This window comes from Cylindrospermopsis sp. CR12, from assembly GCF_001432185.1.
GTDB classification, from domain to species: Bacteria; Cyanobacteriota; Cyanobacteriia; order Cyanobacteriales; family Nostocaceae; genus Raphidiopsis; species Raphidiopsis raciborskii.
Genome location: NZ_LMVE01000048.1, coordinates 144,305 through 168,247, shown reverse-complemented (window position 1 = coordinate 168,247; position 23,943 = coordinate 144,305). Strand labels below are relative to the sequence as shown.

The following is a 23,943-nucleotide window of genomic DNA, read 5'->3' as shown; positions in this document are numbered from 1 at the left end:
GGGCAAATGGGGAAATGGGTTAAATCTTCCAGATCAAAATGTATTTACAATCTTTAGAGCTGCGACATTTTCGCAATTACCAGGAACAAAAAGTTGAGTTTACAGCGCCGAAAACCATCTTAGTTGGTAATAATGCCCAGGGAAAATCTAATTTATTGGAGTCAGTAGAGTTATTGGCCACATTAAGATCCCATCGTTTGGGTAAGGATCGTGATTTTATTCAGGAGGGTGCAGAAATAGCACAAGTCAGTGCCATATTAGAAAGAATCACAGGAGTGAATGACTTAACCTTACATTTGCGTCGAAATGGTCGTCGCAGCGTGGCTATAAATGGGGAGAAGGTTCGCAGACAAATGGATTTTCTGGGTATTTTAAATGCCGTAGAATTTTCTAGTTTAGACTTAGAATTAGTTAGGGGTAGTCCCGCCATTCGTCGGACTTGGCTGGACACTCTTTTAGTGCAGTTGGAACCCCTATATGCCCATATCTTACATCAATATAACCAGGTTCTGCGTCAACGTAATGCGTTTTTAAAAACTAGTCAACAGAAGGGAATCAAAAATCATGATTCTGAATTAGCAATTTGGGATGCGCAGTTAGTCACTACGGGAACAAAAGTTATGAGAAGGCGAAATAGGGCAATTCAGAGACTAGCACCCATTGCGACTAATTGGCATTCGAGCATTAGCGGTAAAACGGAAAAACTAGAAATCAATTATATGCCCAATGTACCAATACTAATAGATGAAGAATTACCACAATTTTTTTTGGACAGAGTGCAACAGCATTCTCCTATAGAATTACATCGGGGTACAACTTTAGTTGGACCTCACCGAGATGAAATAGAATTAATAGTTAATGGAACTCCCGCTCGTCAATATGCTTCCCAAGGTCAGCAGCGTACATTGGTTTTAGCGTTAAAATTGGCGGAACTACAGTTAATTGAAGAAGTGGTTAATGATACTCCTTTACTATTATTGGATGATGTGTTGGCAGAATTAGATCTTTCGCGCCAAAATCAATTATTGGATGCTATTCAAGATCGGTTTCAGACTTTAATTACGACCACCCACTTGGGAGCATTTGATGCCCAATGGCTAAATTCTTCACAAATTCTCTTTGTCAAATCCGGAACTGTTTCTAAATAATACAATGGAAATCAATCAACTAATCCACACCACCATACTGGTCACTGACTTAGAAAAGTCAGAACAATTTTATGGCACCATATTAGGACTGGCTAAAATTGAACGCCCCCTGAAATATCCAGGTGTATGGTATCAAATTGGTCACCATCAAATACATTTAATTCTCGCTCCATCTGTTCCTACTCAAAACCAAAATCAAAAATGGAGTCTGAATCCCCATATGGCTTTCTCTGTTCTAGATTTGACTACAGCACAGCTAGAACTACAAAACCAGAATGTGACCTTTCAAACCAGCTCATCTGGTCGTCGCGCCATTTTTATCCAAGATCCAGATGGTAATATTGTGGAGCTGGCCCAAGCAGGATAATTCCTGGTAAAATGACTTTCTATCACAAATTTTTTATCCCCAAGGAATCCAGGAAATTATGGCCCGTCTGGCATTAATAAGTGTATCTAATAAAACAGGTATAATTGACTTGGCCCGTACCTTAGTAGAGGAATTTCAGTTTGATATTGTTAGTAGTGGAGGAACAGCTAAAACCCTGAAGGAAGCTGGAATACCTGTCACTAAAGTGTCTGATTACACTGGATCTCCTGAAATATTAGGGGGACGAGTTAAAACTCTTCATCCTCGTGTCCATGGTGGTATTTTGGCACAACGTGACATTCCTCAAGATATGATGGATCTGGAAAACAATCAAATTCATCCCATTGATCTGGTTGTTGTCAATCTATATCCCTTTGAAGAAACTATTGCCCACTCTGATACCACCCTAACCCAAGCAGTAGAACAAATTGATATTGGGGGCCCAGCAATGTTGCGCGCTGCATCAAAGAACTTTGCCCATGTAACGGTATTATGTAATCCTGAACAATATGGTAGTTATTTGCAGCAATTACGCGAAAATGCCTCTGTCTCTTGGGAATTTCGCCAAAAATGCGCCTTGCAGGGATTCTCGCACACAGCTAGTTATGATCATGCGATCGCAACTTATCTCTCACAAAGAGAAGACCCCAGTTTATCCAAAAATGACCTGACAGAAAACTACAATATTTCGGGTAAACGAATTCAAACTCTACGTTATGGTGAAAACCCTCATCAACCTGCAACTTGGTATGGGACAGGTAGTAACCCAACTGGTTGGACCACAGCAATAAAGTTACAAGGTAAGGAACTTAGCTATAATAATTTAGTAGATTTAGAAGCTGCCAGACAAATTATTGCTGAATTTACAGATCTGCCAGCAGCGACAATTATTAAACATAATAATCCCTGTGGAACTGCTGAAGCTGATACTATTTTTACCGCCTATCAAAATGCCTACAATGCTGACAGTGTATCGGCTTTCGGTGGAATTGTGGCCCTCAATCGCCCTATTGATACTCTAACCGCATTGGAACTAACTAAGACATTTTTAGAATGCGTAGTTGCTCCCGATTGTGATCAAGAAGCACAAGAGATTTTAAATAAAAAGGGTAATGTCCGAGTCTTAATTTTACCAGACCTAGGGAGTGGACCAAAGGAAACAGTCAAAGCAATAGCAGGTGGTCTTTTAGTACAAACTGCTGATGACACAATTTCTGATAGTGCTAAATGGCAAGTTATCACTAAAGTTAAACCTACTCCAGAAGAATTGGCAGAATTACTATTCGCTTGGAAAGTTTGCAAGCACGTCAAATCTAATGCTATTGTAATTAGTAAACAGAGAACTACTTTAGGTGTGGGTGCAGGCCAAATGAATCGGGTTGGTTCAACCAAAATAGCTCTAGAACAAGCGGGAGCAGGAACTAAAGGTGCTGTTTTAGCCAGTGACGGTTTTTTCCCCTTCGATGATACAGTGAGAACAGCTGCTGCTGCTGGTATTACTGCTATTGTACAACCAGGAGGAAGCTTACGAGACCAAGATTCCATCAAAGCTGCTGACGAGCTTGGTTTATCAATGGTGATGACCGGTGTGAGGCATTTCTTGCATTAGCATGACAAGTAAAAACTAACACTAATTAACACTAGGTCAAAATTGCTCCTTCCATTAAACGCTTATACCTATACTGTAACTCATCCTTCATCAAAGGCCAGCGCTCTAAACTAACATCCATGTCAATCACCTTCTCCGCTGCTTGTCGCGCTAAGAGCAATACTTCCTCATCTTCCACTAAACTAGCGAGAGTAAAATCTGCTACTCCAGATTGACGAGTTCCCATGACCTCTCCTGGACCGCGAAAGCGCATATCCATTTCAGAAATAAAAAACCCATCTTGTGACTGCTCTAAAACCTTCAATCGTTGTTGAGCATCCGGGTTTCTGGAACTACTCATTAAGAGACAATAGGACTGGGCCATACCTCTACCTACACGCCCCCGCAGTTGGTGTAACTGGGACAGTCCAAATCTCTCCGCATGTTCAATTAACATTACAGTAGCATTAGGTACGTCTACACCTACTTCTACCACAGTAGTAGAGACCAAAATTTGGGTTTGGTTATCTCGGAACTGATTAATAGCTTCTTCTTTTTCTGCGGAAGTCATTTTTCCATGTAATAATCCCACTTGAAAAGTGGGAAAAACAGTTTCTTGTAATTTTTGATATTCATCTATAGCTGAGCGTAAATCTAATTTTTCCGACTCTTCTACCAGGGGTAAAACTACATATACTTGTCTACCTTGGGCAATTTCTCTTCTAATTAAATCGTAAGCTTGTGGTCTTTGATGACTTGTGAGGAGAGAAGTTTTGATTTGTTGTCTTCCTGGTGGTAACTCATCAATTTGACTTACATCCAAATCTCCATGTACTGTTAATGCTAAAGTTCTGGGAATGGGTGTAGCAGTCATGGTTAGGACGTGAGGTTGTTCCCCTTTTTGTTGTAGTTTAGCCCTTTGTTCTACGCCAAATCGGTGCTGTTCATCAATCACGACTAGACCTAAACGGTGAAATTTCACCTTGTCTTGAATTAAAGCATGGGTTCCCACCAGAAGAGGTAATTCTCCCGTTTCTAATTGGGAGTGAATTTCTCTTCTTTTGCTAGTTTTAGTAGAGCCAGTTAGTAATTCTACTGGTAAGTGCAAAAGATTAAACCAAGCTACTAATTTACGATAATGTTGTTCTGCTAATACTTCTGTAGGAGCCATTAAGGCTGCTTGATAACCTGATTGAATGGCTGCTAAGATGGCCACTACAGCAACAACAGTTTTACCTGAACCTACATCACCTTGTACCAAACGATTCATGGCTGTGGGTTTTTGTAAGTCATTGAGTATATCATTAATCACTCTTTGTTGGGCGTTAGTAAATTTAAAAGGTAAAATTTCATGAAATTGATCCAATAATTTACCACTAGGTGTAAGAATAGCACCAGTTTGGTTAGCTTTGGCTTGTTTTTGCCTTTGTAATAAACCTACTTGTAAGTAGAAAAATTCATCAAATACTAACCTTCTCCTAGCCATTTTCAAGGTGTCACTATCTTGGGGGAAATGAATGTTAGGAATTGCCTGTTTTAATTCAATTAAGTTGTATTTTTTACGTAGACCAGGTGGTAAAGGGTCTTGTAAACTTTTGGCAGAGGGCAAAACTGCCATTACTGCTTGTCTAACTGTGTTAGCAACCACACCCTCTGTTAAACTATAAATTGGTACAACCCTACCAATAGTGAAAGAGTCTATAGCATCCCCGGAATTGGCCAAGACTTCTATTTCTGGATTATCTAATGTTAGTCCATATCTACTAGGCTTGACTAACCCACAAGCTGCAACCAAGGTGCCAGGTGTATAACGTCGCTTTAAACCTTCTTGCCAACCTTTACTACTAAAGCGAGAACCAGCGTAAAATCTACTAACCTTTACTTGTCCAGTTTGGTCTTTTAACATCAGTTCTAAAATTGACAATTTCTGATTTTTAGGACTGGTAAAACAATTACAACGTCTGACCTCCCCAATGATGGTTACCGTTTCACCTCCTTTTAATTCTCGAATATTTACCTGACGTGCATAATCAATATAATCCCGTGGGTAATAAAACAGCAGATCTCTCACAGTTAGCAATTCTAACCGATACAGATTTTCAGCTCTTTTGATGCCAATTTCGGGTAAATCACGAAGTTTTTGATCGATTTTTGGAGCTGGTTTCTGGTTAACTTCATTCACAATGGGAGTGGTTTTCACCAATCTGGTGGTAGTTGGTTGATTTTCCCATGGAGATGATTCCATATCTGGTTGAGATTGTAATCGGTGTTGTAACTGACCCAGATAGGTTCCTAAGTCTTTGACTAGTTTCTCTCGAATTTCTATGGCTAAATGGGGATATTGGATAAATTGGGAGGTTATATAATCCCAATGTAATTTCTCTTCCCCTGGTAAACCCTGTGGAAACTGGCTAAAGGTTAAACTAATAAATTCACTAAAGCGGTATTGTTTACCTACCAAATCCCCAAAACCGGAATCGGCTTCTATTGATAATGCCTTATATATTCTTATCCAGTCAGGTGTTTGATTAGTCATAGTTATCAATTAGCTTAATTGATTCAATATCATCCTCAAATATCCTCAAACCAACTAGCACGCCAAGCGGATTCCGCTTGGGCTGTTTTTAATTCTTGATGTTTTTTATTATACTCCTTAGCTAAGTTGTTAATTTGCAGCAAAATAACACGAATTTGCTTTCTCTTTTCTAATAGTTTCTGATCGGCAAATTCAACATCTCCCAATCGCAAATTGACGGTGACTAACTGGGTGAAGGTGGAATCTTCCGATTCTTTTTCATTAGTAATTTCTATGACCAAGTTTAACAAATTTGGTGGTCCTGCTATTACTTCTGTGGTTGCTTCTGAAGCTGCTGCTGCTAAAATCGGTTCTGGTAATTTCTTGGGTAAAAGTCCTGCTTTTTGCAGCAGCAGGTTAGCTTCTAAGGAAACTGTCTTTAGTGTGTTTTGTATCCCCTCTTCTACATTGCGATGCCATTGTACCACTTCCATGGGATTAGAAAAATCTAAGGATTCTACCTGGGGAACCTGTGGATTTTCCGTATTTTCCATATTCTCTGGTTTGTTTATTTCTAAGTAACCCAGTAGTTGTTGGGCAGCTTTTCTTCCCAGTTGACGGGCACTTTGTTGTAGTTGTTGACGTTGGTTAAGGGATAGATGTAAGAACTTCTCTGGATATCCGTGAGTACATAAATGGTAAACAGCTAAAATTAATTGTTTGTGTATGGATTCTCCTAATTGAACTAGATAATCACCATAATTTTTTTGCAGTTCTGTTGCTACAGAACTAAAGTTTTGTTTTAAGTTGTGGATGTCTTCTTCTATTCGCTCTACTGGTCTTGTCATACATATAATAAGTCATAATAAATTTGAGCCACCCCCCGGATCAATCCGGGAGGTTTCAGTCTATCCTAACAACCAACTCACTTAGCGCCAATTTGAGCAGCTACTTCTTCCGCAAAGTTGCTTTCTTGCTTTTCAATGCCTTCACCTAAGATATAACGCACAAACTGATGTACTTTAATTGGCTCTGACACTTTTGATTCCACTTGCTTGATTAGTTCCGCCACGGAAATATTTTGATCCCGGATATAAGGCTGATCTAACAAGGTCATTTCTTTCAGACGTTTGTCAATCCTTCCTTGGACAATCTTTTCTTTAATGTTGGCTGGTTTATTGCCTAGATCTTCCTTACCCATTTCAATCTCTTTTTCCTTTTCGACAACCTGGTCAGGAATTTTATCCACACTTACATATTCAACATTGGGACAAGCTGCTACCTGCATGGCAGTATTCTTAGCCAGGCTTTGCAATTCTTCGTTTTTTGCAGCGGTTTCTGTGTCAACACCAATGGAAACTAACACACCTACTCTACCACCAGTGTGAATATATCCATCTATTGCTCCCGGTGCACCTTCCAAAGAAAAATTCACAAAACGACGCACCTGAATATTTTCACCCAAGGTAGCAATGGTTTCCTTTATATACTCATCTACCGTCACATCGGTCTTTTCAATGTACGGTTGGTCCAGCAAAGAGGCCACATTGTCAGCATTTACCGCCTGTTTAGCTAAATTCTTAACTAATAACTTAAAAGCGTCATTCCTAGCTACAAAATCTGTTTGGCAGTTAACTTCTATTATCACTCCCCCACTCTTATCCGGTGTAGTGTAGATGTCTACTAACCCTTCTGCAGTCACGCGATCGCTTTTCTTCCCTGCTGAAGCAATACCTTTTTTCCTTAGCCAATCTATAGCTTCGTCTATATTGCCCTGAGTTTCATTTAGAGCTTTTTTACAGTCCATCATGCCTGCACCAGTTTTCTGGCGTAGATCTTGCACGAGTTTTGCTGATATTTCTGCCATGTTTCCTCAATTTTGTTGCGATTGAATACTTAGTTAATTACGTTGTTAATTGTCACGACAAGAGTTACCAGGTTGATAAATTTTGGGATTATGGGATCAAGTGATCTACCTGATCCCAAACTCTCAATTTTTATTATTCTTCATCATCGTCATCTGAGAAAGAGTCTACAAACTCCGATTCATCGTATTCGTAATCTTCCTCAGCACTTTCGTACTCTTCATAATCAGATTCTACTTCTAGTTGACCATGACGACCTTCATAAATGGCATCTGCCAATTTGCCTACAATCAGCTTAATAGAGCGAATAGCATCATCATTGGCTGGAATAGGAATATCTACGGTATCTGGATCACAATTGGTATCCAGCATGGAAACAATGGGAATACTCAGTTTTTGACATTCCTGAACCGCATTATACTCCCGTCGTTGGTCAACAATTATCACCACGTCGGGTACTTTTCGCATGTTCTTAATGCCACCCAGGTATTTTTGTAACTTAGACATTTCTCGCCTCAGCATTGATGCTTCTTTCTTTGGCAATAAATCTAAGGCACCATTTTCTTCTCGTCGTTCTAAATCTTTTAGACGGTCTGCTCTGGTTTTAATCGTTGCCCAGTTGGTGAGCATTCCACCTAACCAACGCTGGTTAATATAGTGAGAACCACAACGGTTAGCTTCTTGGGCAATAATCCCTGCTGCTTGTCTTTTTGTGCCTACAAACAGGAACTTTTTTCCTTGCTCTGCTTGACTTCGCATATAATTGTATGCATCATCCATCAACTGTGCTGTTTGCACTAAGTCAATGATATGTACTCCATTGCGAGCAGTGTATATGTAGGGAGACATTTTGGGGTTCCAACGTCTGGTTTGATGACCAAAGTGAACTCCTGACTCCATCATTTGAGCCAAAGAAACTACGGGCATATTTAATCACTCCTATTCGGGTTAAACCTCCATCCAGGCGTATTTCTACAGCGGAAACACCCGAATCCCTGGATGTGCGGAATTTAATGAACTAATCTAGGATAGCAGAATCTTGGCCAATTGTGCCACTCCTGGCGGGGAATTCCAACAATTTTCATTTTTAAAAATAGGATACCTAGAAGAATTCTTCCCACTTCCCAAAAATATGACGGAAATTATGATACTATCTTGAGCGGATAGTGTTTTTACATTAGGGCCTAATAATGTGTGTGCAAAATTCCTATTTGTCAGTGATCTAGACCATACCTTAGTAGGTAATGACCTAGCTATGGTAAAGCTTTTGGACGATTTACAACTCCATCGCAGTCAACATGGTACAAAAATTGTCTACTCCACAGGGCGATCGCTTCACTTGTATCAAGAACTCCAAGAATCTCAAAAAAGGAAACAAAGGGAATTAATCAAACCGGACATTTTGGTTTGTGCAGTGGGTACAGAAATATACCACTGTAATAGTAAGGAGGAACTAGTTCTAGACCAGGAGTGGTCTAAGCATCTGTCTTATAATTGGGACAGGGAATTGGTAGCCACAACAGCAGCCAATTTTCCCAGCTTAAAACCCCAACCAGAAAGCGAACAGAGACCGTTTAAGGTCAGCTATTTTGTCCGAGAAGAAAAAGCTGTGCAAATTGTCTTAGAGTTAGAAAACTTGTTAGTCAAAGAAGCCAAAGTAGAAATTCAAATTATTTGTAGTCATAGTGACCATAAAGAATACAATAGAAATCTAGACATTTTACCAAGTTCAGCAAACAAAGGTATGGCTATGACCTTTGTGCGAGAAAAGTTGGCAATAGATGTAGAAAAAACCGTTGCCTGTGGTGATTCTGGTAATGATATTGCCCTGTTTGATAATAGGCAAGAAAAAGGCATTATTGTTGGCAATGCCCAACGGGAATTACTAGATTGGCATCATAATAATCCCAACCCCAACCGTTACTTGGCAAAAACTAATTTTGCCGATGGTATTGCTGAGGGTTTACGGTATTTTAGTCTGCTTTAGTCCTTGTCAAATTTTGCAGCTCTACCCCAATAAATCCAATAACATCTAAACTAATATGACCGATCACAGATCTTCAACAAAAAACAAACAAGCCGATCTTCTTGAAACCTACCTAAAGTTGTCTCCTGCTTATCAGAACATCCTGCAAGTATTATCCATAATTTATGAAAAAATAGACAAAAGTTCTATTTTACCCTGTTTGGTTAGTGCTAGTTTATCCGACGAGAGAAATGTTCCGTGGAATACTAGATCTCTCAATCGCCAGATTGATAGCTTAGCACAGCAGGATCTCGTGGTGCAAGGACCCAAAGGTATTGTTGAATGCCATCCTCTGATTAAAGAAGGTGTGATTCGTCATGCCATAGAAACGGAAATTTTTGAAATATTGGTTACAGCTATAGAGGAGAAACTACCAATTCGTAACGCCTATATAAAGGGTAGGAGAAATTTTACCAACTTGCACCAGTGTGTTAGAGAAATTCGTATTGGTATCTATCGTGGGGACACGGATTTTGTCTATAAACAAATTGATGACTATCATCATCTAAAAGGTGAATACGAATCTACAAAAAAACTGATTAGTTATGTATCAGAGGAAGTGTGCAACAATCCTTTTGATCCCACGTGGTTTGTTAAGTTACCACCAGAACTATATGAGATCTTCATGACCAATATTCTGTTTAATTCAGTACTAAATTTATCTAATTGTCAAGAGGTTTTTTCTCTCTTAGAAGAGGAGTGTGAGAATTCGGGTAAACACTCCTCGAATCATACCTATTCAATACTAATAGAGCAATTTTTGCTCAGGGCTTGTACAGAAGAAGCAGAAGAAAGTTTAAAAGATATGACGGATATTTCCATTGGTCAGAAAAATGGTTTTTGGGGTTGGTTAAGTTTCCTGCAAGGAAAAAATGATCAAGCCATCCAATACTATTCCGATGGATTGGAAACTCAACGGAAAATGATTGGCAAACGCCAAGTATATTTCAATTCCATAACGGGATTATTCTTTATTCTAGCCCTGCTAAAGGAGGGTTCACCAAAATCTCTGAGCAAAGCAGAGGAGTATGCAAATCTACTGAGTCAGTCAAGTAATTTTCTGAGTTTAATTTATAAAAACCTAACCGTCGTACTGCAAGTTCATCAAGGCAATATCAATGCCAAAAAAACCTTACTCCAAGAAGCAAATTTTGCATCCCTGAAGGGAAAAAACAGTTTAGAGTTACTATTCTACTCACTATGTATCTACTGGCTAGATATTGAAGTTGCCAGAAAGCTTCTACCCAAGGTATTACAAAAATTATACAGCAGTGCTGTCTTTGCTGGTTATCACTGGTTAGCCATAGAAGCGGCAAATTTGTTAGCTCGAATTGACTCTAATAGTAATTACCAAATAAGAGCACAAACTCTACAGGAATACACCAATATTCAAACCATAGTAGATATATTACAACCCCAGGAAGAATGGGAGATTCGCCTACAAGCTTTGGCTGGGATGCAAAAAGAATCCCAGACTATCAACCAATCGGACACAGGAACCCGTTTAGTCTGGCTAGTAAAATTTGATTCTGGCAAATGTTCTTTACAACCCAAGGAACAGAAAAATAGTGTGAAGGGAGAATGGAGTAAAGGTCGTCAAATTGCTCTAAAACGTTTGAGTACAAACTTATCGGAGCTAAACTACATCACACTCCAAGATATAAAAGTCTGTAGCTGTATTGAAGCCTCTAATTATAGAATTTCCTACAATAAACCTGAGTATCAGTTCAACGAAAGGGCAATTTTAGCTTTAATTGGACATCCCCTAGTATTTTGGGAAGATGCTCCTAATATTCGGGTAGAAATAGTAAAAGGAGAGATGGAATTTTTAGTAAAAAAAGATGATCAAGATAATTTAACCATAGAATTATCACCCAAAATAACAACCGACAATATTACTTGTATCAAGGAAACTCCCACCCGCATTAAAGTCATTGAAATCACACCCGAACATAGGCGCATGGGAGAGATTTTGGGTTATGAAAATAAGTTGACTGTTCCTAGAATTGCCGAGAAAAAGATTTTGGCAGCTATCAATGCTGTTTCTGGGATTGTCACCGTTCATTCTGATATTGGTGAGAATGTGGAGGGTATAGAAGAATTACCCGCTCAAACCCTACCATACGTTCATTTATTACCCACTAATACGGGTTTAAAGGTTAGCCTGCTATCACATCCCTTTACTGAAGGTGGACCATACTTTCATCCGGGTATTGGTGGAGAGAGGGTAATTGCTGAAATAGGTGGCAAACGTTTACAAACCAGACGTAATTTATCTCAAGAAAAGGAACTGTCCCAACATGTTATTCACAACTGTCCTACTTTAATGAGTGTTAACGAACAAGGGAGTGAATGGGTAATAGAAGACCCAGATAACTGTTTGGAACTGCTACTGGAATTACAAGCATTAAAGGATAAGATAGTTGTAGAATGGCCTCAAGGTGAAAAAATGCGTGTTAGCTATCATGCTGACTTGAAAGACTTTAACCTATCCATTGAACGCCAAAAAGATTGGTTTGCTGCAACTGGTGAATTGAAATTGAGCGAAGACCTAGTTTTGGATATGGAGCAACTGTTACAATTACTTGAGAAAACCCCTGGTCGGTTTATTCCCATGGGTGATGGTGAATTTTTAGCGTTAAGTGAAGTATTTCGTAAACAACTAGACGAGCTACAACTTTTTTCAGAAAAACATGGTAAGAAACTGATGTTTCATCCTCTAGCTGCATCTAACCTAGAAGAATTTGTGGATAATGTAGGTAATCTGAAAGCAGATAAACATTGGAAACAGCATATCAGCCGTCTTAAAGAAGTGCAAAGCCTGCAACCAGAACTACCGTCAACATTTCAAGCAGAACTGCGAGACTATCAGATGGAAGGTTTTTGCTGGTTAGCACGATTAGCTCATTGGGGTGTGGGAGCTTGTTTGGCTGACCAAATGGGACTGGGCAAAACGGTACAAGCATTAGCTGTTATTACTAGAAATGCCCACGCTGGACCAACCTTAATTATTGCCCCAACTTCTGTGTGCATGAACTGGGTCGTGGAAGCAAATAAATTTGCCCCTACCCTCAATGTTATTCAGTTTGGTGCCAACACTCGTATTAGCGATCGCACTTTATCTGACAAAGATTTAGATGGAGAGGAGACACCAGTTATTTCTAGTCGGCAAAAATTATTGGATCAGTTACAACCCTTAGATATGTTGGTATGTAGTTATGGTTTACTGCAACAGGATGATGTGGCTCGAATGCTATCTCAGGTAGAATGGCAAACCATAGTTTTAGATGAAGCTCAAGCTATCAAAAACCTCAATACTAAACGTTCCCAAGCTGCAATGGGTCTGAAAGGTAATTTTAAGTTAATTACTACTGGAACGCCCATTGAGAACCATTTGGGTGAATTATGGAATTTGTTCCGCTTTATTAATCCTGGGTTATTGGGTTCTTTTGATAGCTTTAATCAGCGGTTTTCTACACCAATTGAAAAACATCAGGACAAACAAGCCAGAAATAAACTGAAAAAACTGATTCAGCCATTTTTGCTGCGGCGGACAAAAAGTCAAGTGTTGCAAGAGTTACCTTCTCGTACGGAAATTCTCCTTCATGTAGAATTGAGTCGGGAGGAAAAGGTGTTCTATGAAGCTTTACGTCGTCAAGCCATTTCTAAACTGAATGAAAGTGATGCAGATCCGGGTAAAAAGCATTTGCAGGTTCTGGCAGAAATTATGAGACTACGTCGCGCTTGCTGTAATCCCAGTTTGGTTATGCCTAATACTGATTTATCTAGTTCTAAATTACAGCTGCTAGGTGAGGTGCTGGCGGAACTGCTGGAAAATCATCATAAAGCATTAGTATTTAGTCAGTTTGTAGATCATTTGCACATCATCCGTAATTATCTGGAGAGCAAAAGTATTAAATATCAATATTTAGATGGTAGTACGCCTATGGCGGAAAGGAAAAGAAGTGTGGACAGTTTTCAAGCTGGAGATGGGGATATATTTCTCATTAGCTTGAAAGCAGGAGGTACAGGATTAAATTTGACAGCTGCTGATTATGTAATTCACACAGATCCCTGGTGGAATCCAGCTGTTGAAGATCAGGCTTCTGACCGCGCCCACCGGATTGGACAGCAACGCCCTGTTACTATTTATAGGCTAGTAGCAAAGGATACTATTGAAGATAAAATTGTAGAACTACACCATCATAAGCGAGATTTGGCGGATACTTTATTGGAGGGTACTGATATGAGTGGTAAGATTTCCATGGAGGCTCTATTACAATTGATTAATGATAGTTAAGTAATCCTTTTTATTAGCCAAAACAGATGATTGTAGCCAAGGACCAAACCCCTTACCTGACTCCAGAGGAGTATTTCACCTGGGAGTCCACCCAACCGGAAAAATACGAATATATCGATGGTCAAGTTTATGCCATGGGTGGTGGTAGTATCAATCACGGTCGGATCTCTATACGCTTTACTTCTATGCTAGACAGTTACCTAGAAGACACCGGGTGTATTACTGGCAATTCCGATATCAAAGTGAATATTTTGGGTAGTAATAACTATACTTACCCAGATATCAGTGTTACCTGTGATGATAGAGATAAAGCTAATACTCAATATATTACCTACCCCTGTCTTATTATTGAAGTTTTATCCCCCAGTACGGAAGCATACGATAGGGGTGGCAAGTTCCGAATGTACCGCAAAAACCCAGCTTTGATAGATTATCTTCTAGTTAGTTCTACTAGTATGGAAGTTGATCTTTATCACAAAAATGACAGAGGTGACTGGTTGATTATTAACTACAAACCGGGGGAAGTTATTGAACTGCAAAGTATTAACTTCAATTTTCCTATTGACCAGGTCTACCGGGGTTTAGATTTGACTAAACAATGTTATTTCTAAATAGCTCTCTTAAAGATATCATTGTAGGCTTGATAAACACCTTTAACGTTGTACCAGTTAAGAAAGATTCTGGCTATTTCTAAAGCAAGCTGTGGTTTACCTAAATTAATTAACCACTGCAACAGGGGAGCCATTGTCTTTTCGTTTAATAGCCCGTTCAAGGATAGTATTCCCCATAGCAATCGGTGAAAGAACGTCATTTGAATCATCATTTTCACTTCCCAAGTGGGATGTTTCTGATAAAACAAAACCCCCATTTTTCCCCTTTGAATTTCCTTGTCAATTAAATTGTGAATTTGTTGCAAACTAAAGGGTGGGTGCCAATGATAACCTACTGCTTGGGGACATTTGATTAGTTGTAAACCCAGTTTTTTTAACCTCACACCTAATTCTAAATCCTCCCAACCATATAACTGGAAACCTGTGTCAAACAAACCTGCTTTCTCTAACCAGTGTTTGGGAATTGCTACATTACCCGTGGCAAAAAAAGCTGCGGAAAAATCTGTGATTTTATAGGGTTCGGCGGTGGGATCCTCAAAATTACAAGTGTTAATTACCGCACCATAGGTAAATAGGCGATCGCCGCCCAGTCTTTTTTTCCCCTGAGTTAAAGCATCACTATGAGCCTCTAAAAAGTTCTCTAGAACTACTAAATCGCTGTCAATAAAAATAATTGTATCCCCCATGGAATTTTGCACTCCTAAGTTTCGTGCTGCTGCTGGACCTGCATGATCCTGTTGAAAGCAGCGAACATGGGGAAATAGATCTTGATGTTTTGCTAACCAGTCCAAAGTGCCATCGGTGGATCCATCATCCACCAAAACTACTTCGTAACCTGTGACTTGACTGGTGTAACTCTGGTTTTCTAAAGCGGTAAGACACTTTTGTAAAATCGGTAGTCGGTTGTAAGTGGGAATAATAACACTAAAGAACACTATTTCACCTAGAATGTGATTTTAATGGCAATCAAAGTCAGGGTTTGTTGATGGACAATAAACGCTCTAATTATAGTAAATTGTATACTAAAATAGCAATGTTTTAAGAATCATCAATCAATGTTGTTCTAACTGGAGAAATTAATGGGTCGCGCCAAAAAGGTTGTTTTAGCATACTCCGGTGGGGTAGACACCTCCGTTTGTATCCCCTACCTGCAACACGAGTGGGGAGTGGAAGAAGTTATTACCCTAGCAGCAGATTTAGGTCAGGGAGACGAATTAGAGCCAGTCAAAGAAAAGGCCTTAAAATCCGGTGCCAGTGAATCATTGGTAGCAGATGTTAAAGAAAGTTTTGTCCAAGACTACGCATTTCCCGCGATTCAAGCTAATGCTCTCTATGAAAATCGCTATCCTCTGGGAACAGCTCTCGCTAGACCATTAATTGCTAAGGTACTAGTAGAAACTGCCGAAAAGTATGGTGCAGATGCGATCGCTCATGGTTGTACTGGCAAAGGTAATGATCAAGTTCGCTTTGATGTTTCCTGCACTGCACTGAACCCCAAGTTAAAGATTCTGGCACCTGCTAGAGAATGGGGAATGAGTAGGGAACAAACCATTGCCTACGGTGAAAAATTCGGTATTCCAGCACCTGTGAAAAAATCCTCCCCCTATAGTATTGACAAAAATCTACTGGGTCGGAGTATAGAAGCTGGTATATTAGAAGACCCGGCTAATGAACCGCCCGAGGAAATTTATGAAATGACTAAAGCCGTAGCTGATGCTCCCAATGAACCGGAATATCTGGAAATTGGCTTTGAAAAGGGCATTCCCGTTGCTATTAATGGAACTGTCAAAACACCAGTACAGCTAATTCAAGAAATCAACACCATAGTTGGCAATCATGGTATTGGACGTATTGATATGATTGAAAATAGACTGGTGGGAATTAAATCGCGGGAAATTTATGAATCACCAGCTATGGTGGTATTAATCAATGCTCATCGAGATTTAGAAAGTCTGACTCTGACTGCTGATGTGACACAGTACAAGCGTGGTCTTGAAGAAACTTATACTAAGCTCGTATATAATGGACTTTGGTATAGTCCATTAAAAAATGCTATAGATGCTTTTATACAGCAAACACAAATCCGAGTTTCTGGAGTAGTACGTCTAAAACTGTTTAAGGGCAATGCTACTATAGTGGGACGTTGCAGTGAAAATACTCTGTATACACCAGATTTAGCAACTTACGGCGCGGAGGATCAATTTGATCACAAAGCTGCGGAAGGATTCATTTATGTTTGGGGTTTACCAACCCGAATTTGGGCCCAATACAATAGGGATTAGTAAATAGGACAGCAGGTGATAGAGATATAATCTCCCATCACCTTGTTGCCTACTCGCCTAAATGTTTAACTTGACGTGACTCCCACCAAATGGGGAGTACAATCACTAAAACCAGTATCAGTAAAGCCAATAGGGCAAACTGACTCACCCAAGCCACCAACTGTTCTAAAGAAACTATTTTCCCAGCAAAAAATGCTAGGGTGACCATTATACTGGCCCAAGCGGAAGCACCAGCTAAGTTATATACTAAAAATTTGCCAAATGGCATTTCCGCAATACCAGCTAAGGGGGAAGCGAAAATCCTCAATAAGGCAAAAAATCTACCAAAAAACACGGTTTTACCAGCATTTTCACTAAATTGATCTTTAATACTAACTAGTCGCTCTTCAGATATACGAAATATCTTTCCCGCTTTTACTAGTAATGACCAACCACCAAGCCTACCAATCCAATAACCACAGATACCGCCAATTACAGCACCTGTAACAGCATCACCCAAAACTAGCCAGTAATTAAGCTCATCACTACCGGCTAAGAAACCTCCGACCAAGGTTAGGGTTTCACCAGGTAGAGGAATGCCCAAATTTTCTAGCAAAATCCCCACGAAAACCGCCCAGTAACCGTAGGTTTGGGCAAATTCTTGGATTTTTTCCAGTGAAAATAATTCCAAAGACATTCAACACCACCAACTTTATACAGTTCCATATTTTAGAATACTTTTTAATTGATGTTCAAATTTTTGCACGGTCTGCCAATTTTATAATTGTTAAGTTTGCTACTGAAATTTGGCAATTTTTATGCCTATACTATGAGAAATTAAGTTTGAAATCAAAATTTATACCTGATCGGATTCATTTTTGATTTGGATGTTATAACCCTTAGAAAACAGTATAAATACTGTTGATCAGGAGTTGTAATTGATGTATAATAGAGTGTCTCTAGTGAACATTTCAACTCTCCCGTTCAATTATCCAGTTAAAATCATGACTCTTACACAAGAACGCCAAGTGATTTTGTTCCAACCTCAAGGAAGCATTAACTTACAAGTTGGTACTGACCTAAGTGAAAAGATGGCTAAAATTACCCCCCAGCCAGATCAGCTATGGGTTATGGATTTAGCTAAGGTTGATTTTATGGATAGCTCGGGTTTAGTTCCCCTGGTTCAAGCACTGAAAACGGTGCGTGAAAGCGGTTGCCGTTTGGTGATTTGCAATGTACAAGCTCCCGTTAGGCTAGTATTAGAACTAACTCACCTAGATTCTGTGTTTGAGATAGTTAACAATTACCATATACCCGATTCTACTCCTAGTTTAGTTTCTACTACATTCTAGGATATATTATAATCATCCAAAGTTTAATTGAGCACAACCTATAGCCCTATCCAGTTACTACGGAGCTAGTCCATGACGCGTACTATACTGTAGGCGTTATGGACTGTGTCTATGAAAATTTAAAAACAATTTAAGGTTTTGCACAACCCTAGGGGAAATTTGGTAAGTCTATGCCACTATGGGTTGAATTTCGGCTTTTTAGAGCAAGTCTGTAACTAACGCTTTGTAATTCTGCTTGGAGTTGTCCATTTTCCTTTTCCAGCATGGCTATTTTTTCCTGCAATGGGTTAATTCTTTCTTCAAATTTTTGACTATAAATTTGTGGTAGCTCCTGTACCACCTGCTCCAACATGCGACTACGATCAGTTAGTTCTTGCACTGACTGTCTTAGCTGGCGAATTTCGGTATCGCGGACAGAAATTTGTTCCTGATAAAATGTTACTTGCTCTTCCATAGCTTGCAGTTGTTGCTGCAGTGCGGTTATTTGTCCCACATTACCCTTTAACTCTTTTTGCTCAGGGATAAAAGTATGATTACCTTTGACCAGTCGAAATAGTTCTTGGGATAACTGCTGCACCAATTGATCTCTCAGTTGCAGGTCTTGACGCAACTGCAACACTTCCGTAGCAAGCTCTTGGATGTTGGGATTCTCGGATTCAGTCACGGTGGGTTATATCTCTATAAGTTGTTTAGGTTGTTAAAATATGTACTTATATTTCTCATTAGGTCAAGGTTGCTCAGGTGAGAGCAACCGAGTTTTAGTACAAGTACTATTGGTGGTTAAGCTGGCAATGCTTCGCTATCGGGCGCTGTAGTTTTAACTTCCTGTTTAACAGTTAGGTAACGGATAACATCTTCATTTAGACGCATACTACGCTCAAAAACAGCAATAGCACCTGCAGGAGCTGTATAGTTAAACTGGACATAGACACCATCACGATGGCGATTTATTTCGTAAGCAAGACGACGCTTGCCACGATTTTGAATCTCCAAATTCTCTGCGCCCTGTTCGTTCAACAGGTTTTGGTATTTAACTATGGCCTGGTCTACCTGATCGTCTCCCAAATCAGGACGGAGAATGTAGGTTGTTTCGTAAACTGTAGTCATGTATTGTTAGTTCCCTTATGGACAACAAAGGCTGCTGATGTAGGTATGTGTGTAGAGTAACCTGATAGGTTACCAACCATTCCACATCCGAAGCAACAAGGAATTACAATTGTAGCAGTTTTCAGTTCCATTGTCTAACCCAAATTATGGCAGAAATTATGGCACAACGGTACGTGCGAGTTAAAAGTCAGGAAGGAAGGATTTACTACGGGTCACTAGAAATATCCCTGAGTGTGATAGTTTTAGATGGTCCCCCTTGGTTGGAGGGAGAACCGACGGGTTTGATTTTGGAACCGGGTAAATATCAATTACTGGCTCCCTGTTTGCCTTATAAGGTTGTTGCTGTGGGTAAGAATTATGTTGACCACGCAGCTGAAATGGGTGGATCTGTTCCCTGTGAACCCCTAATTTTTTTGAAACCACCCACCACTGTCATTGCTTCGGGGATGGAAATTAAATATCCCCGTCAGTCACAACGGGTAGACTATGAGGGTGAGTTAGCACTGGTTATTGGCGATCGCACTTGTGATTGTTCGCCACAGGAGGCTCAAAGCAAGATTTGGGGTTATACCATTGCTAATGATGTTACTGCTCGCGACTTACAAGGTAAGGACTCTCAATGGACTAGAGCTAAGGGTTTTGACACCTTTTGCCCTCTAGGTCCTTGGATTGTCCGGGAATTAAATCCCGGTGCTAGATTACAAACCTTTCTGAATGACCAGTCTCACCCTGTTCAATCTGCTTCTATTGATCAAATGGTCTTCCCTCCCGATATCTTAGTTTCTTATATTAGTCAAGTTATGACCCTCATACCGGGTGATGTAATCCTGACTGGAACTCCATCCGGTATAGGTCCGTTAAATTTGGGCGATCGCGTGTCCGTAGAAATTGAAGGAATTGGCAGATTAGAAAATATAGTTGTTGCCAGATATAGTTAATAGCCCGGTACTAACGAACTTGAATGTGAACTGCTTCTGAAATAGCTGGTATTTCTGGATAGCGACCATTTAAGGACTGAAATACGGAATAGACAACACAGGCGAATATCCCTAAAAATATGGTATTTTCCAAGATCTGCACTGCAAAATCGCTGCTGGGAAGAGTCCCAAATACTCTTAGTAGTATGGAAGATAAAAATATGATAATGTCTAAGAGGATCGCCTGCATGGCATTAAAGCGAATAAAGTGGTTAATTTTTTCATTTCTGACTACAAAGAAGAACAGGGCAAAAAACACTAGGATTTGACCATACCCGGATGCCTGATAAACCGTAGCAATTGGTAATATTGGTAACAAGACTATTCCCAGGATGGGAAACTGTTGCACTAAAAACCCGCTGAAAGCCAGACTATCAACTAAGGGTAGTAAATAGGGTAAACAGGCAAAGATTCTGTCAGGAATAGTAGTGGATCCGCGCCAAGACATTGTGATTTCTCCCGTGCTGCAATTTTGATAATTATGTTGACTTTGATAATCTTATGCCAACTTATGGTTGTGGCATAATTTCTTTTAGCAATCTTTTAAGATTGGGACATTGGGATATTAAGAATAACAATCCGTACCCCTCGATTGATAAAATCTTATTAAGGAATATTAGCCAGTCTAAAGCCCATTACACATTCATACTGTTCCGCTTGGTGTTCTGTACACTTTTTTACAGCTTGACCACAACGTAACCTACCTTCGTGCCAACGGGGTTGACCGCTATTATCAGCAAGTAAGCAAGATTGACAAACTTGCTCCGGGGCAAAGATCTGATCGTCTGTTAAAATGACTAACATTGCCACACGATAGTAAGATTAAAGAAAAGGAAATTTTTTCGCACCCGTTCCTATTGTATACTATAATTGTAATGTATGAAAAAATCTCGGGGTTGTCGCACCCATCCATAGGTGGTGAGGTTTTGGTAGTACGATTAAGGGGTAATTATAAGGATAATTATTGTGAATAAGACCAACTCAGAAATTCTCAAATCTGTTGACCCTACTATTAGTAATTTAATCAACCAAGAACTACAACGGCAAAGAGATCACTTAGAATTGATTGCTAGTGAAAATTTTACCTCCGCAGCTGTTTTGGCTGCGCAGGGTTCTGTACTAACTAACAAATACGCAGAAGGTTTACCTGGTAAAAGATATTATGGTGGTTGTGAATTTGTTGATGAAATTGAACAGGTAGCTATTGACAGAGCTAAAGAACTATTTGGTGCTGCCCATGCTAACGTGCAGCCTCACTCCGGTGCCCAAGCGAACTTTGCTGTATTCCTCACCTTGTTGCAACCGGGAGACACCATTATGGGCATGGATTTGTCCCATGGTGGACACCTAACCCACGGCTCACCAGTTAATGTTTCTGGTAAATGGTTTAAAGTATGTCACTATGGGGTCAGTAAAGAAACAGAACAGTTAGATTATGACCAAATTCGTGACTTAGTAATTAAAGAACGTCCTAAACTGCTCATTTGTGGTTATTCCGCCTATCCTAGAATTATTGACTTTGAAAAATTCCGTAGCATAGCGGATGAGGTAGGAGCATACTTATTGGCAGATATAGCCCACATAGCAGGTTTGGTTGCCACAGGTCATCATCCCAATCCCCTTCCTTACTGTGATGTAGTCACAACCACAACCCATAAAACTCTGCGGGGTCCCAGGGGAGGTTTGATTTTAACCCGGGATGGAGAACTAGGTAAAAAGCTGGATAAGTCGGTTTTCCCTGGCACTCAAGGTGGCCCTCTAGAACATGTGATTGCTGGTAAGGCGGTGGCCTTTGGAGAAGCATTAAAATCCGAGTTCAAAACCTATTCCGGTCAGGTAATTGCTAATGCTCGTGCCCTGGCTAATCAACTACAAAATAGGGGACTAAAATTGGTGTCTAACGGTACAGATAATCATCTTGTACTAGTAGATTTACGGTCTATTGGCATGACAGGTAAAAAGGCAGACCAGTTATTGAGTGGTGTTAATATCACAGCTAATAAAAATACAGTTCCCTTCGACTCAGAGTCACCATTTGTTACCAGTGGTTTGAGACTGGGTTCCCCAGCTATGACCACGAGAGGTCTAAATGTAGTAGACTTTACTGAAATTGCAAACATAATTAGCGATCGCCTGCTTGATCCAGAGTCCCAGATAGTTGGCAGGGATTGTAAACAGCGGGTAGCCGCACTGTGCGATCGCTTTCCTTTATACCCACACTTAGAACTGCCCAGTGCCGCGTTAGTATAGTGATATTAAAGTATCGACAATATTTGGACTAGTTCTAATGAATCCCCGTCTCTTTAGAGCGGGGAGAAGTCAATTTTCTAAGACCTGTGTAAACGGTCAATTAATATCCTTATATTCCCATATTCCCAAACATGAGCGCGGAAATTATTTGTGTTGGTACAGAATTACTGTTAGGAGATATCCTCAACAGTAACGCCCAATTTATTGCCCAGCAACTGGCACAGCTAGGTGTTCCCCACTACTATCAAACAGTAGTGGGAGATAACCCAGAAAGACTTAAAACAGTAATTGAAATTGCTGCTTCCAGGGTAGAAATTCTAATTTTTACTGGTGGACTAGGTCCCACACCAGATGATTTAACCTGTGAGACCATAGCTGATTACTTTGGCGTTCCCCTGATTGAAGACCCAGAAATAATTGAGGATATTAGGGAGAAATTCAGCCAAAGAGGAAGAGTAATGTCTCCCAGTAACCGTAAACAGGCCTTAATTCCGCAAGGGGCCCAAGTTTTACCCAATCTCACGGGAACTGCACCGGGTATAATTTGGCAACCTAGACCAAACCTGACGATTTTAACCTTTCCAGGTGTTCCCAGCGAAATGCACCAAATGTGGCAAGATACAGCAGTACCTTTCCTCAAAAGTCAAGGTTGGGGAAAGGAAATTATCTACAGTCGCAGTTTAAAATTCTGGGGTGTGGGTGAATCAGTCCTTGCGGAAAAGGTTTCTGATTACCTGAGTTTATCTAACCCCACGGTTGCTCCCTATGCGGGTAAAGGAGAAGTAAGACTGAGAATTTGTGCCAAAGCACCGGATACTGTGGCCGCAGAAGAGATAATTGCCCCCGTAGAAAAGAAACTTAAAGAAATTGGTGGACTGGACTATTATGGGGTTGATGGGGAAACATTAGCATCTGTTGTTGGTAAATTGCTGCGTCTTTCGGGAACAAGTTTGTCAGTAGCTGAGTCTTGCACTGGTGGAGGAGTGGGACAAATGCTGACGGAAATTCCCGGTAGTTCAGATTACTTTTGGGGGGGAGTGATTGCTTATGATAATTCGGTAAAAGTGAGATTATTAGGAGTTGATCCTGGGGATTTAGACCAATTTGGTGCTGTGAGTCCTGTGGTTGCCCAAAAAATGGCTATTGGTGTGAAAAATAGTTTAGGAACTACCTGGGGGTTAAGTATTACAGGTATTGCTGGACCAACTGGGGGTAGTGAGACCAAACCCATAGGTTTGGTGTACATTGGCATTTCAGGTCCTAATCATCAGGTACATAGCTACGAATGTAGATTCGGAACCATGAGGTCTCGTACTCTAGTCCGTTACCTAGCTGCTGCTAATGCTTTAGACCATCTCCGTCGTCTGCTCTTGACTGTGTAAACTTTTACTTACTCGATTGGTCTTGTTCCTCGCCATGCCACAATCAACTCATTAAGTTTTGTTAAGACTTAATTTTTTTAAGGTGAAAATGTTGCATCATTCGTGTTACTCTCAAACAGTTCTTATTACATACCTAATTAAAATTATGAAGTTGATTGCTATAGAAAATGTCGAAAGTTTTGATATCACTGGTG

The 23,943-nt window shown here is 40.1% G+C and carries 21 protein-coding genes; 11 read left to right on the top strand and 10 right to left on the bottom strand.

Features of this window, described 5'->3' with window-relative positions; translation table 11 throughout:
- The first annotated feature begins 38 nt into the window (after positions 1–38).
- The 3 genes from recF to purH are packed head-to-tail and all read left to right on the top strand — an operon-like array spanning position 39 to position 3,124.
- Positions 39–1,148 (top strand): DNA replication/repair protein RecF, encoded by a 1,110-nt coding sequence (gene recF, locus ASL19_RS07190; RefSeq protein WP_057177797.1) that lies wholly within the window; start codon positions 39–41, stop codon positions 1,146–1,148.
- 4 nt (positions 1,149–1,152) lie between these two features.
- Positions 1,153–1,515, top strand: coding sequence for a VOC family protein (locus tag ASL19_RS07185; protein ID WP_057177796.1), 363 nt, complete (start codon positions 1,153–1,155; stop codon positions 1,513–1,515).
- A 58-nt stretch (positions 1,516–1,573) separates the two neighbouring features.
- The gene (gene purH, locus ASL19_RS07180) at positions 1,574–3,124 is read left to right on the top strand and encodes a bifunctional phosphoribosylaminoimidazolecarboxamide formyltransferase/IMP cyclohydrolase (protein ID WP_057177795.1); all 1,551 of its coding nucleotides are present in this window, start codon (positions 1,574–1,576) and stop codon (positions 3,122–3,124) included.
- A 31-nt stretch (positions 3,125–3,155) separates the two neighbouring features.
- Here the strand turns inward: purH and recG are convergent, their stop codons facing one another.
- The 4 genes from recG to rpsB all read right to left on the bottom strand — a co-directional run bounded on the left by recG (position 3,156) and on the right by rpsB (position 8,410).
- Positions 3,156–5,639, bottom strand: coding sequence for an ATP-dependent DNA helicase RecG (gene recG, locus ASL19_RS07175; RefSeq protein ID WP_057177794.1), 2,484 nt, complete (start codon positions 5,637–5,639; stop codon positions 3,156–3,158).
- Between the two features lie 35 nt (positions 5,640–5,674).
- Positions 5,675–6,466: a hypothetical protein gene (locus ASL19_RS07170; RefSeq protein ID WP_006275582.1), complete on the bottom strand. Its 792-nt coding sequence runs from the start codon at positions 6,464–6,466 to the stop codon at positions 5,675–5,677.
- A 77-nt stretch (positions 6,467–6,543) separates the two neighbouring features.
- Positions 6,544–7,485, bottom strand: a complete 942-nt coding sequence (tsf, locus tag ASL19_RS07165; protein ID WP_057177793.1) for a translation elongation factor Ts — start codon at positions 7,483–7,485, stop codon at positions 6,544–6,546.
- Between the two features lie 133 nt (positions 7,486–7,618).
- Positions 7,619–8,410 carry a 30S ribosomal protein S2 gene (gene rpsB / locus ASL19_RS07160; RefSeq protein ID WP_006275584.1) on the bottom strand — a complete coding sequence of 264 codons (792 nt, stop codon included), beginning with the start codon at positions 8,408–8,410 and terminating at the stop codon, positions 7,619–7,621.
- Between the two features lie 265 nt (positions 8,411–8,675).
- Here rpsB and ASL19_RS07155 point away from each other — a divergent pair, with 265 nt between their 5' ends.
- Genes ASL19_RS07155 through ASL19_RS07145 form a run of 3 tightly spaced genes read left to right on the top strand, consistent with a single transcriptional unit; the run spans position 8,676 to position 14,420 of the window.
- Positions 8,676–9,470 (top strand): sucrose-phosphate phosphatase, encoded by a 795-nt coding sequence (locus tag ASL19_RS07155; protein WP_057177792.1) that lies wholly within the window; start codon positions 8,676–8,678, stop codon positions 9,468–9,470.
- A 55-nt stretch (positions 9,471–9,525) separates the two neighbouring features.
- Positions 9,526–13,809, top strand: a complete 4,284-nt coding sequence (locus ASL19_RS07150) for a DEAD/DEAH box helicase (RefSeq protein ID WP_057177791.1) — start codon at positions 9,526–9,528, stop codon at positions 13,807–13,809.
- 26 nt (positions 13,810–13,835) lie between these two features.
- Entirely contained in the window at positions 13,836–14,420 is a 585-nt protein-coding gene (locus ASL19_RS07145; protein WP_057177790.1) for a Uma2 family endonuclease, read from the top strand.
- On the opposite strand, the gene ASL19_RS07140 is transcribed toward ASL19_RS07145, so the two are convergent.
- On the bottom strand, positions 14,417–15,355 hold the full coding sequence (locus ASL19_RS07140) for a glycosyltransferase family 2 protein (RefSeq protein WP_057177789.1): 939 nt from the start codon (positions 15,353–15,355) through the stop codon (positions 14,417–14,419). The two genes, ASL19_RS07145 and ASL19_RS07140, sit on opposite strands and share 4 nt — an antisense overlap.
- A 144-nt stretch (positions 15,356–15,499) precedes the next feature.
- Here ASL19_RS07140 and ASL19_RS07135 point away from each other — a divergent pair, with 144 nt between their 5' ends.
- Positions 15,500–16,702: an argininosuccinate synthase gene (locus ASL19_RS07135; protein WP_057177788.1), complete on the top strand. Its 1,203-nt coding sequence runs from the start codon at positions 15,500–15,502 to the stop codon at positions 16,700–16,702.
- Positions 16,703–16,751: 49 nt separating this feature from the next.
- Here ASL19_RS07135 and ASL19_RS07130 read toward each other — a convergent pair whose 3' ends face one another.
- On the bottom strand, positions 16,752–17,378 hold the full coding sequence (locus ASL19_RS07130; RefSeq protein WP_057177787.1) for a DedA family protein: 627 nt from the start codon (positions 17,376–17,378) through the stop codon (positions 16,752–16,754).
- Positions 17,379–17,685: 307 nt separating this feature from the next.
- Here ASL19_RS07130 and ASL19_RS07125 point away from each other — a divergent pair, with 307 nt between their 5' ends.
- Positions 17,686–18,033: an STAS domain-containing protein gene (locus tag ASL19_RS07125; protein ID WP_057177832.1), complete on the top strand. Its 348-nt coding sequence runs from the start codon at positions 17,686–17,688 to the stop codon at positions 18,031–18,033.
- A gap of 148 nt (positions 18,034–18,181) precedes the next feature.
- Here the strand turns inward: ASL19_RS07125 and ASL19_RS07120 are convergent, their stop codons facing one another.
- Positions 18,182–18,697 carry an Npun_F5560 family protein gene (locus tag ASL19_RS07120; protein ID WP_006275592.1) on the bottom strand — a complete coding sequence of 172 codons (516 nt, stop codon included), beginning with the start codon at positions 18,695–18,697 and terminating at the stop codon, positions 18,182–18,184.
- A gap of 116 nt (positions 18,698–18,813) precedes the next feature.
- Complete coding sequence (gene rpsF / locus ASL19_RS07115) at positions 18,814–19,140, bottom strand: 30S ribosomal protein S6 (protein WP_057177786.1); 327 nt, start codon at positions 19,138–19,140, stop codon at positions 18,814–18,816.
- Between the two features lie 158 nt (positions 19,141–19,298).
- Here rpsF and ASL19_RS07110 point away from each other — a divergent pair, with 158 nt between their 5' ends.
- Positions 19,299–20,078, top strand: coding sequence for a fumarylacetoacetate hydrolase family protein (locus tag ASL19_RS07110; RefSeq protein ID WP_057177831.1), 780 nt, complete (start codon positions 19,299–19,301; stop codon positions 20,076–20,078).
- Between the two features lie 10 nt (positions 20,079–20,088).
- Here ASL19_RS07110 and ASL19_RS07105 read toward each other — a convergent pair whose 3' ends face one another.
- Both ASL19_RS07105 and ASL19_RS07100 read right to left on the bottom strand, forming a co-directional pair.
- Positions 20,089–20,565, bottom strand: a complete 477-nt coding sequence (locus ASL19_RS07105) for a Tic20 family protein (protein WP_057177785.1) — start codon at positions 20,563–20,565, stop codon at positions 20,089–20,091.
- A gap of 158 nt (positions 20,566–20,723) precedes the next feature.
- Positions 20,724–20,921, bottom strand: coding sequence for a hypothetical protein (locus tag ASL19_RS07100; protein WP_057177784.1), 198 nt, complete (start codon positions 20,919–20,921; stop codon positions 20,724–20,726).
- Between the two features lie 162 nt (positions 20,922–21,083).
- Here ASL19_RS07100 and glyA point away from each other — a divergent pair, with 162 nt between their 5' ends.
- On the top strand, positions 21,084–22,367 hold the full coding sequence (glyA, locus tag ASL19_RS07095; protein ID WP_006275597.1) for a serine hydroxymethyltransferase: 1,284 nt from the start codon (positions 21,084–21,086) through the stop codon (positions 22,365–22,367).
- A gap of 131 nt (positions 22,368–22,498) precedes the next feature.
- Complete coding sequence (locus ASL19_RS07090) at positions 22,499–23,749, top strand: competence/damage-inducible protein A (protein WP_006275598.1); 1,251 nt, start codon at positions 22,499–22,501, stop codon at positions 23,747–23,749.
- The last annotated feature ends 194 nt before the right edge of the window (positions 23,750–23,943 follow it).

Coding starts and splice junctions, on each gene's coding strand:
- recF (WP_057177797.1), top strand. CDS start 39: ATGTATTTACAATCTTTAGAGCTGCGACATTTTCGCAATTACCAGGAA.
- ASL19_RS07185 (WP_057177796.1), top strand. CDS start 1,153: ATGGAAATCAATCAACTAATCCACACCACCATACTGGTCACTGACTTA.
- purH (WP_057177795.1), top strand. CDS start 1,574: ATGGCCCGTCTGGCATTAATAAGTGTATCTAATAAAACAGGTATAATT.
- recG (WP_057177794.1), bottom strand. CDS start 5,639: ATGACTAATCAAACACCTGACTGGATAAGAATATATAAGGCATTATCA.
- ASL19_RS07170 (WP_006275582.1), bottom strand. CDS start 6,466: ATGACAAGACCAGTAGAGCGAATAGAAGAAGACATCCACAACTTAAAA.
- tsf (WP_057177793.1), bottom strand. CDS start 7,485: ATGGCAGAAATATCAGCAAAACTCGTGCAAGATCTACGCCAGAAAACT.
- rpsB (WP_006275584.1), bottom strand. CDS start 8,410: ATGCCCGTAGTTTCTTTGGCTCAAATGATGGAGTCAGGAGTTCACTTT.
- ASL19_RS07150 (WP_057177791.1), top strand. CDS start 9,526: ATGACCGATCACAGATCTTCAACAAAAAACAAACAAGCCGATCTTCTT.
- ASL19_RS07145 (WP_057177790.1), top strand. CDS start 13,836: ATGATTGTAGCCAAGGACCAAACCCCTTACCTGACTCCAGAGGAGTAT.
- ASL19_RS07135 (WP_057177788.1), top strand. CDS start 15,500: ATGGGTCGCGCCAAAAAGGTTGTTTTAGCATACTCCGGTGGGGTAGAC.
- ASL19_RS07130 (WP_057177787.1), bottom strand. CDS start 17,378: ATGTCTTTGGAATTATTTTCACTGGAAAAAATCCAAGAATTTGCCCAA.
- ASL19_RS07125 (WP_057177832.1), top strand. CDS start 17,686: ATGACTCTTACACAAGAACGCCAAGTGATTTTGTTCCAACCTCAAGGA.
- rpsF (WP_057177786.1), bottom strand. CDS start 19,140: ATGACTACAGTTTACGAAACAACCTACATTCTCCGTCCTGATTTGGGA.
- ASL19_RS07110 (WP_057177831.1), top strand. CDS start 19,299: ATGGCACAACGGTACGTGCGAGTTAAAAGTCAGGAAGGAAGGATTTAC.
- ASL19_RS07105 (WP_057177785.1), bottom strand. CDS start 20,565: ATGTCTTGGCGCGGATCCACTACTATTCCTGACAGAATCTTTGCCTGT.
- ASL19_RS07100 (WP_057177784.1), bottom strand. CDS start 20,921: ATGTTAGTCATTTTAACAGACGATCAGATCTTTGCCCCGGAGCAAGTT.
- ASL19_RS07090 (WP_006275598.1), top strand. CDS start 22,499: ATGAGCGCGGAAATTATTTGTGTTGGTACAGAATTACTGTTAGGAGAT.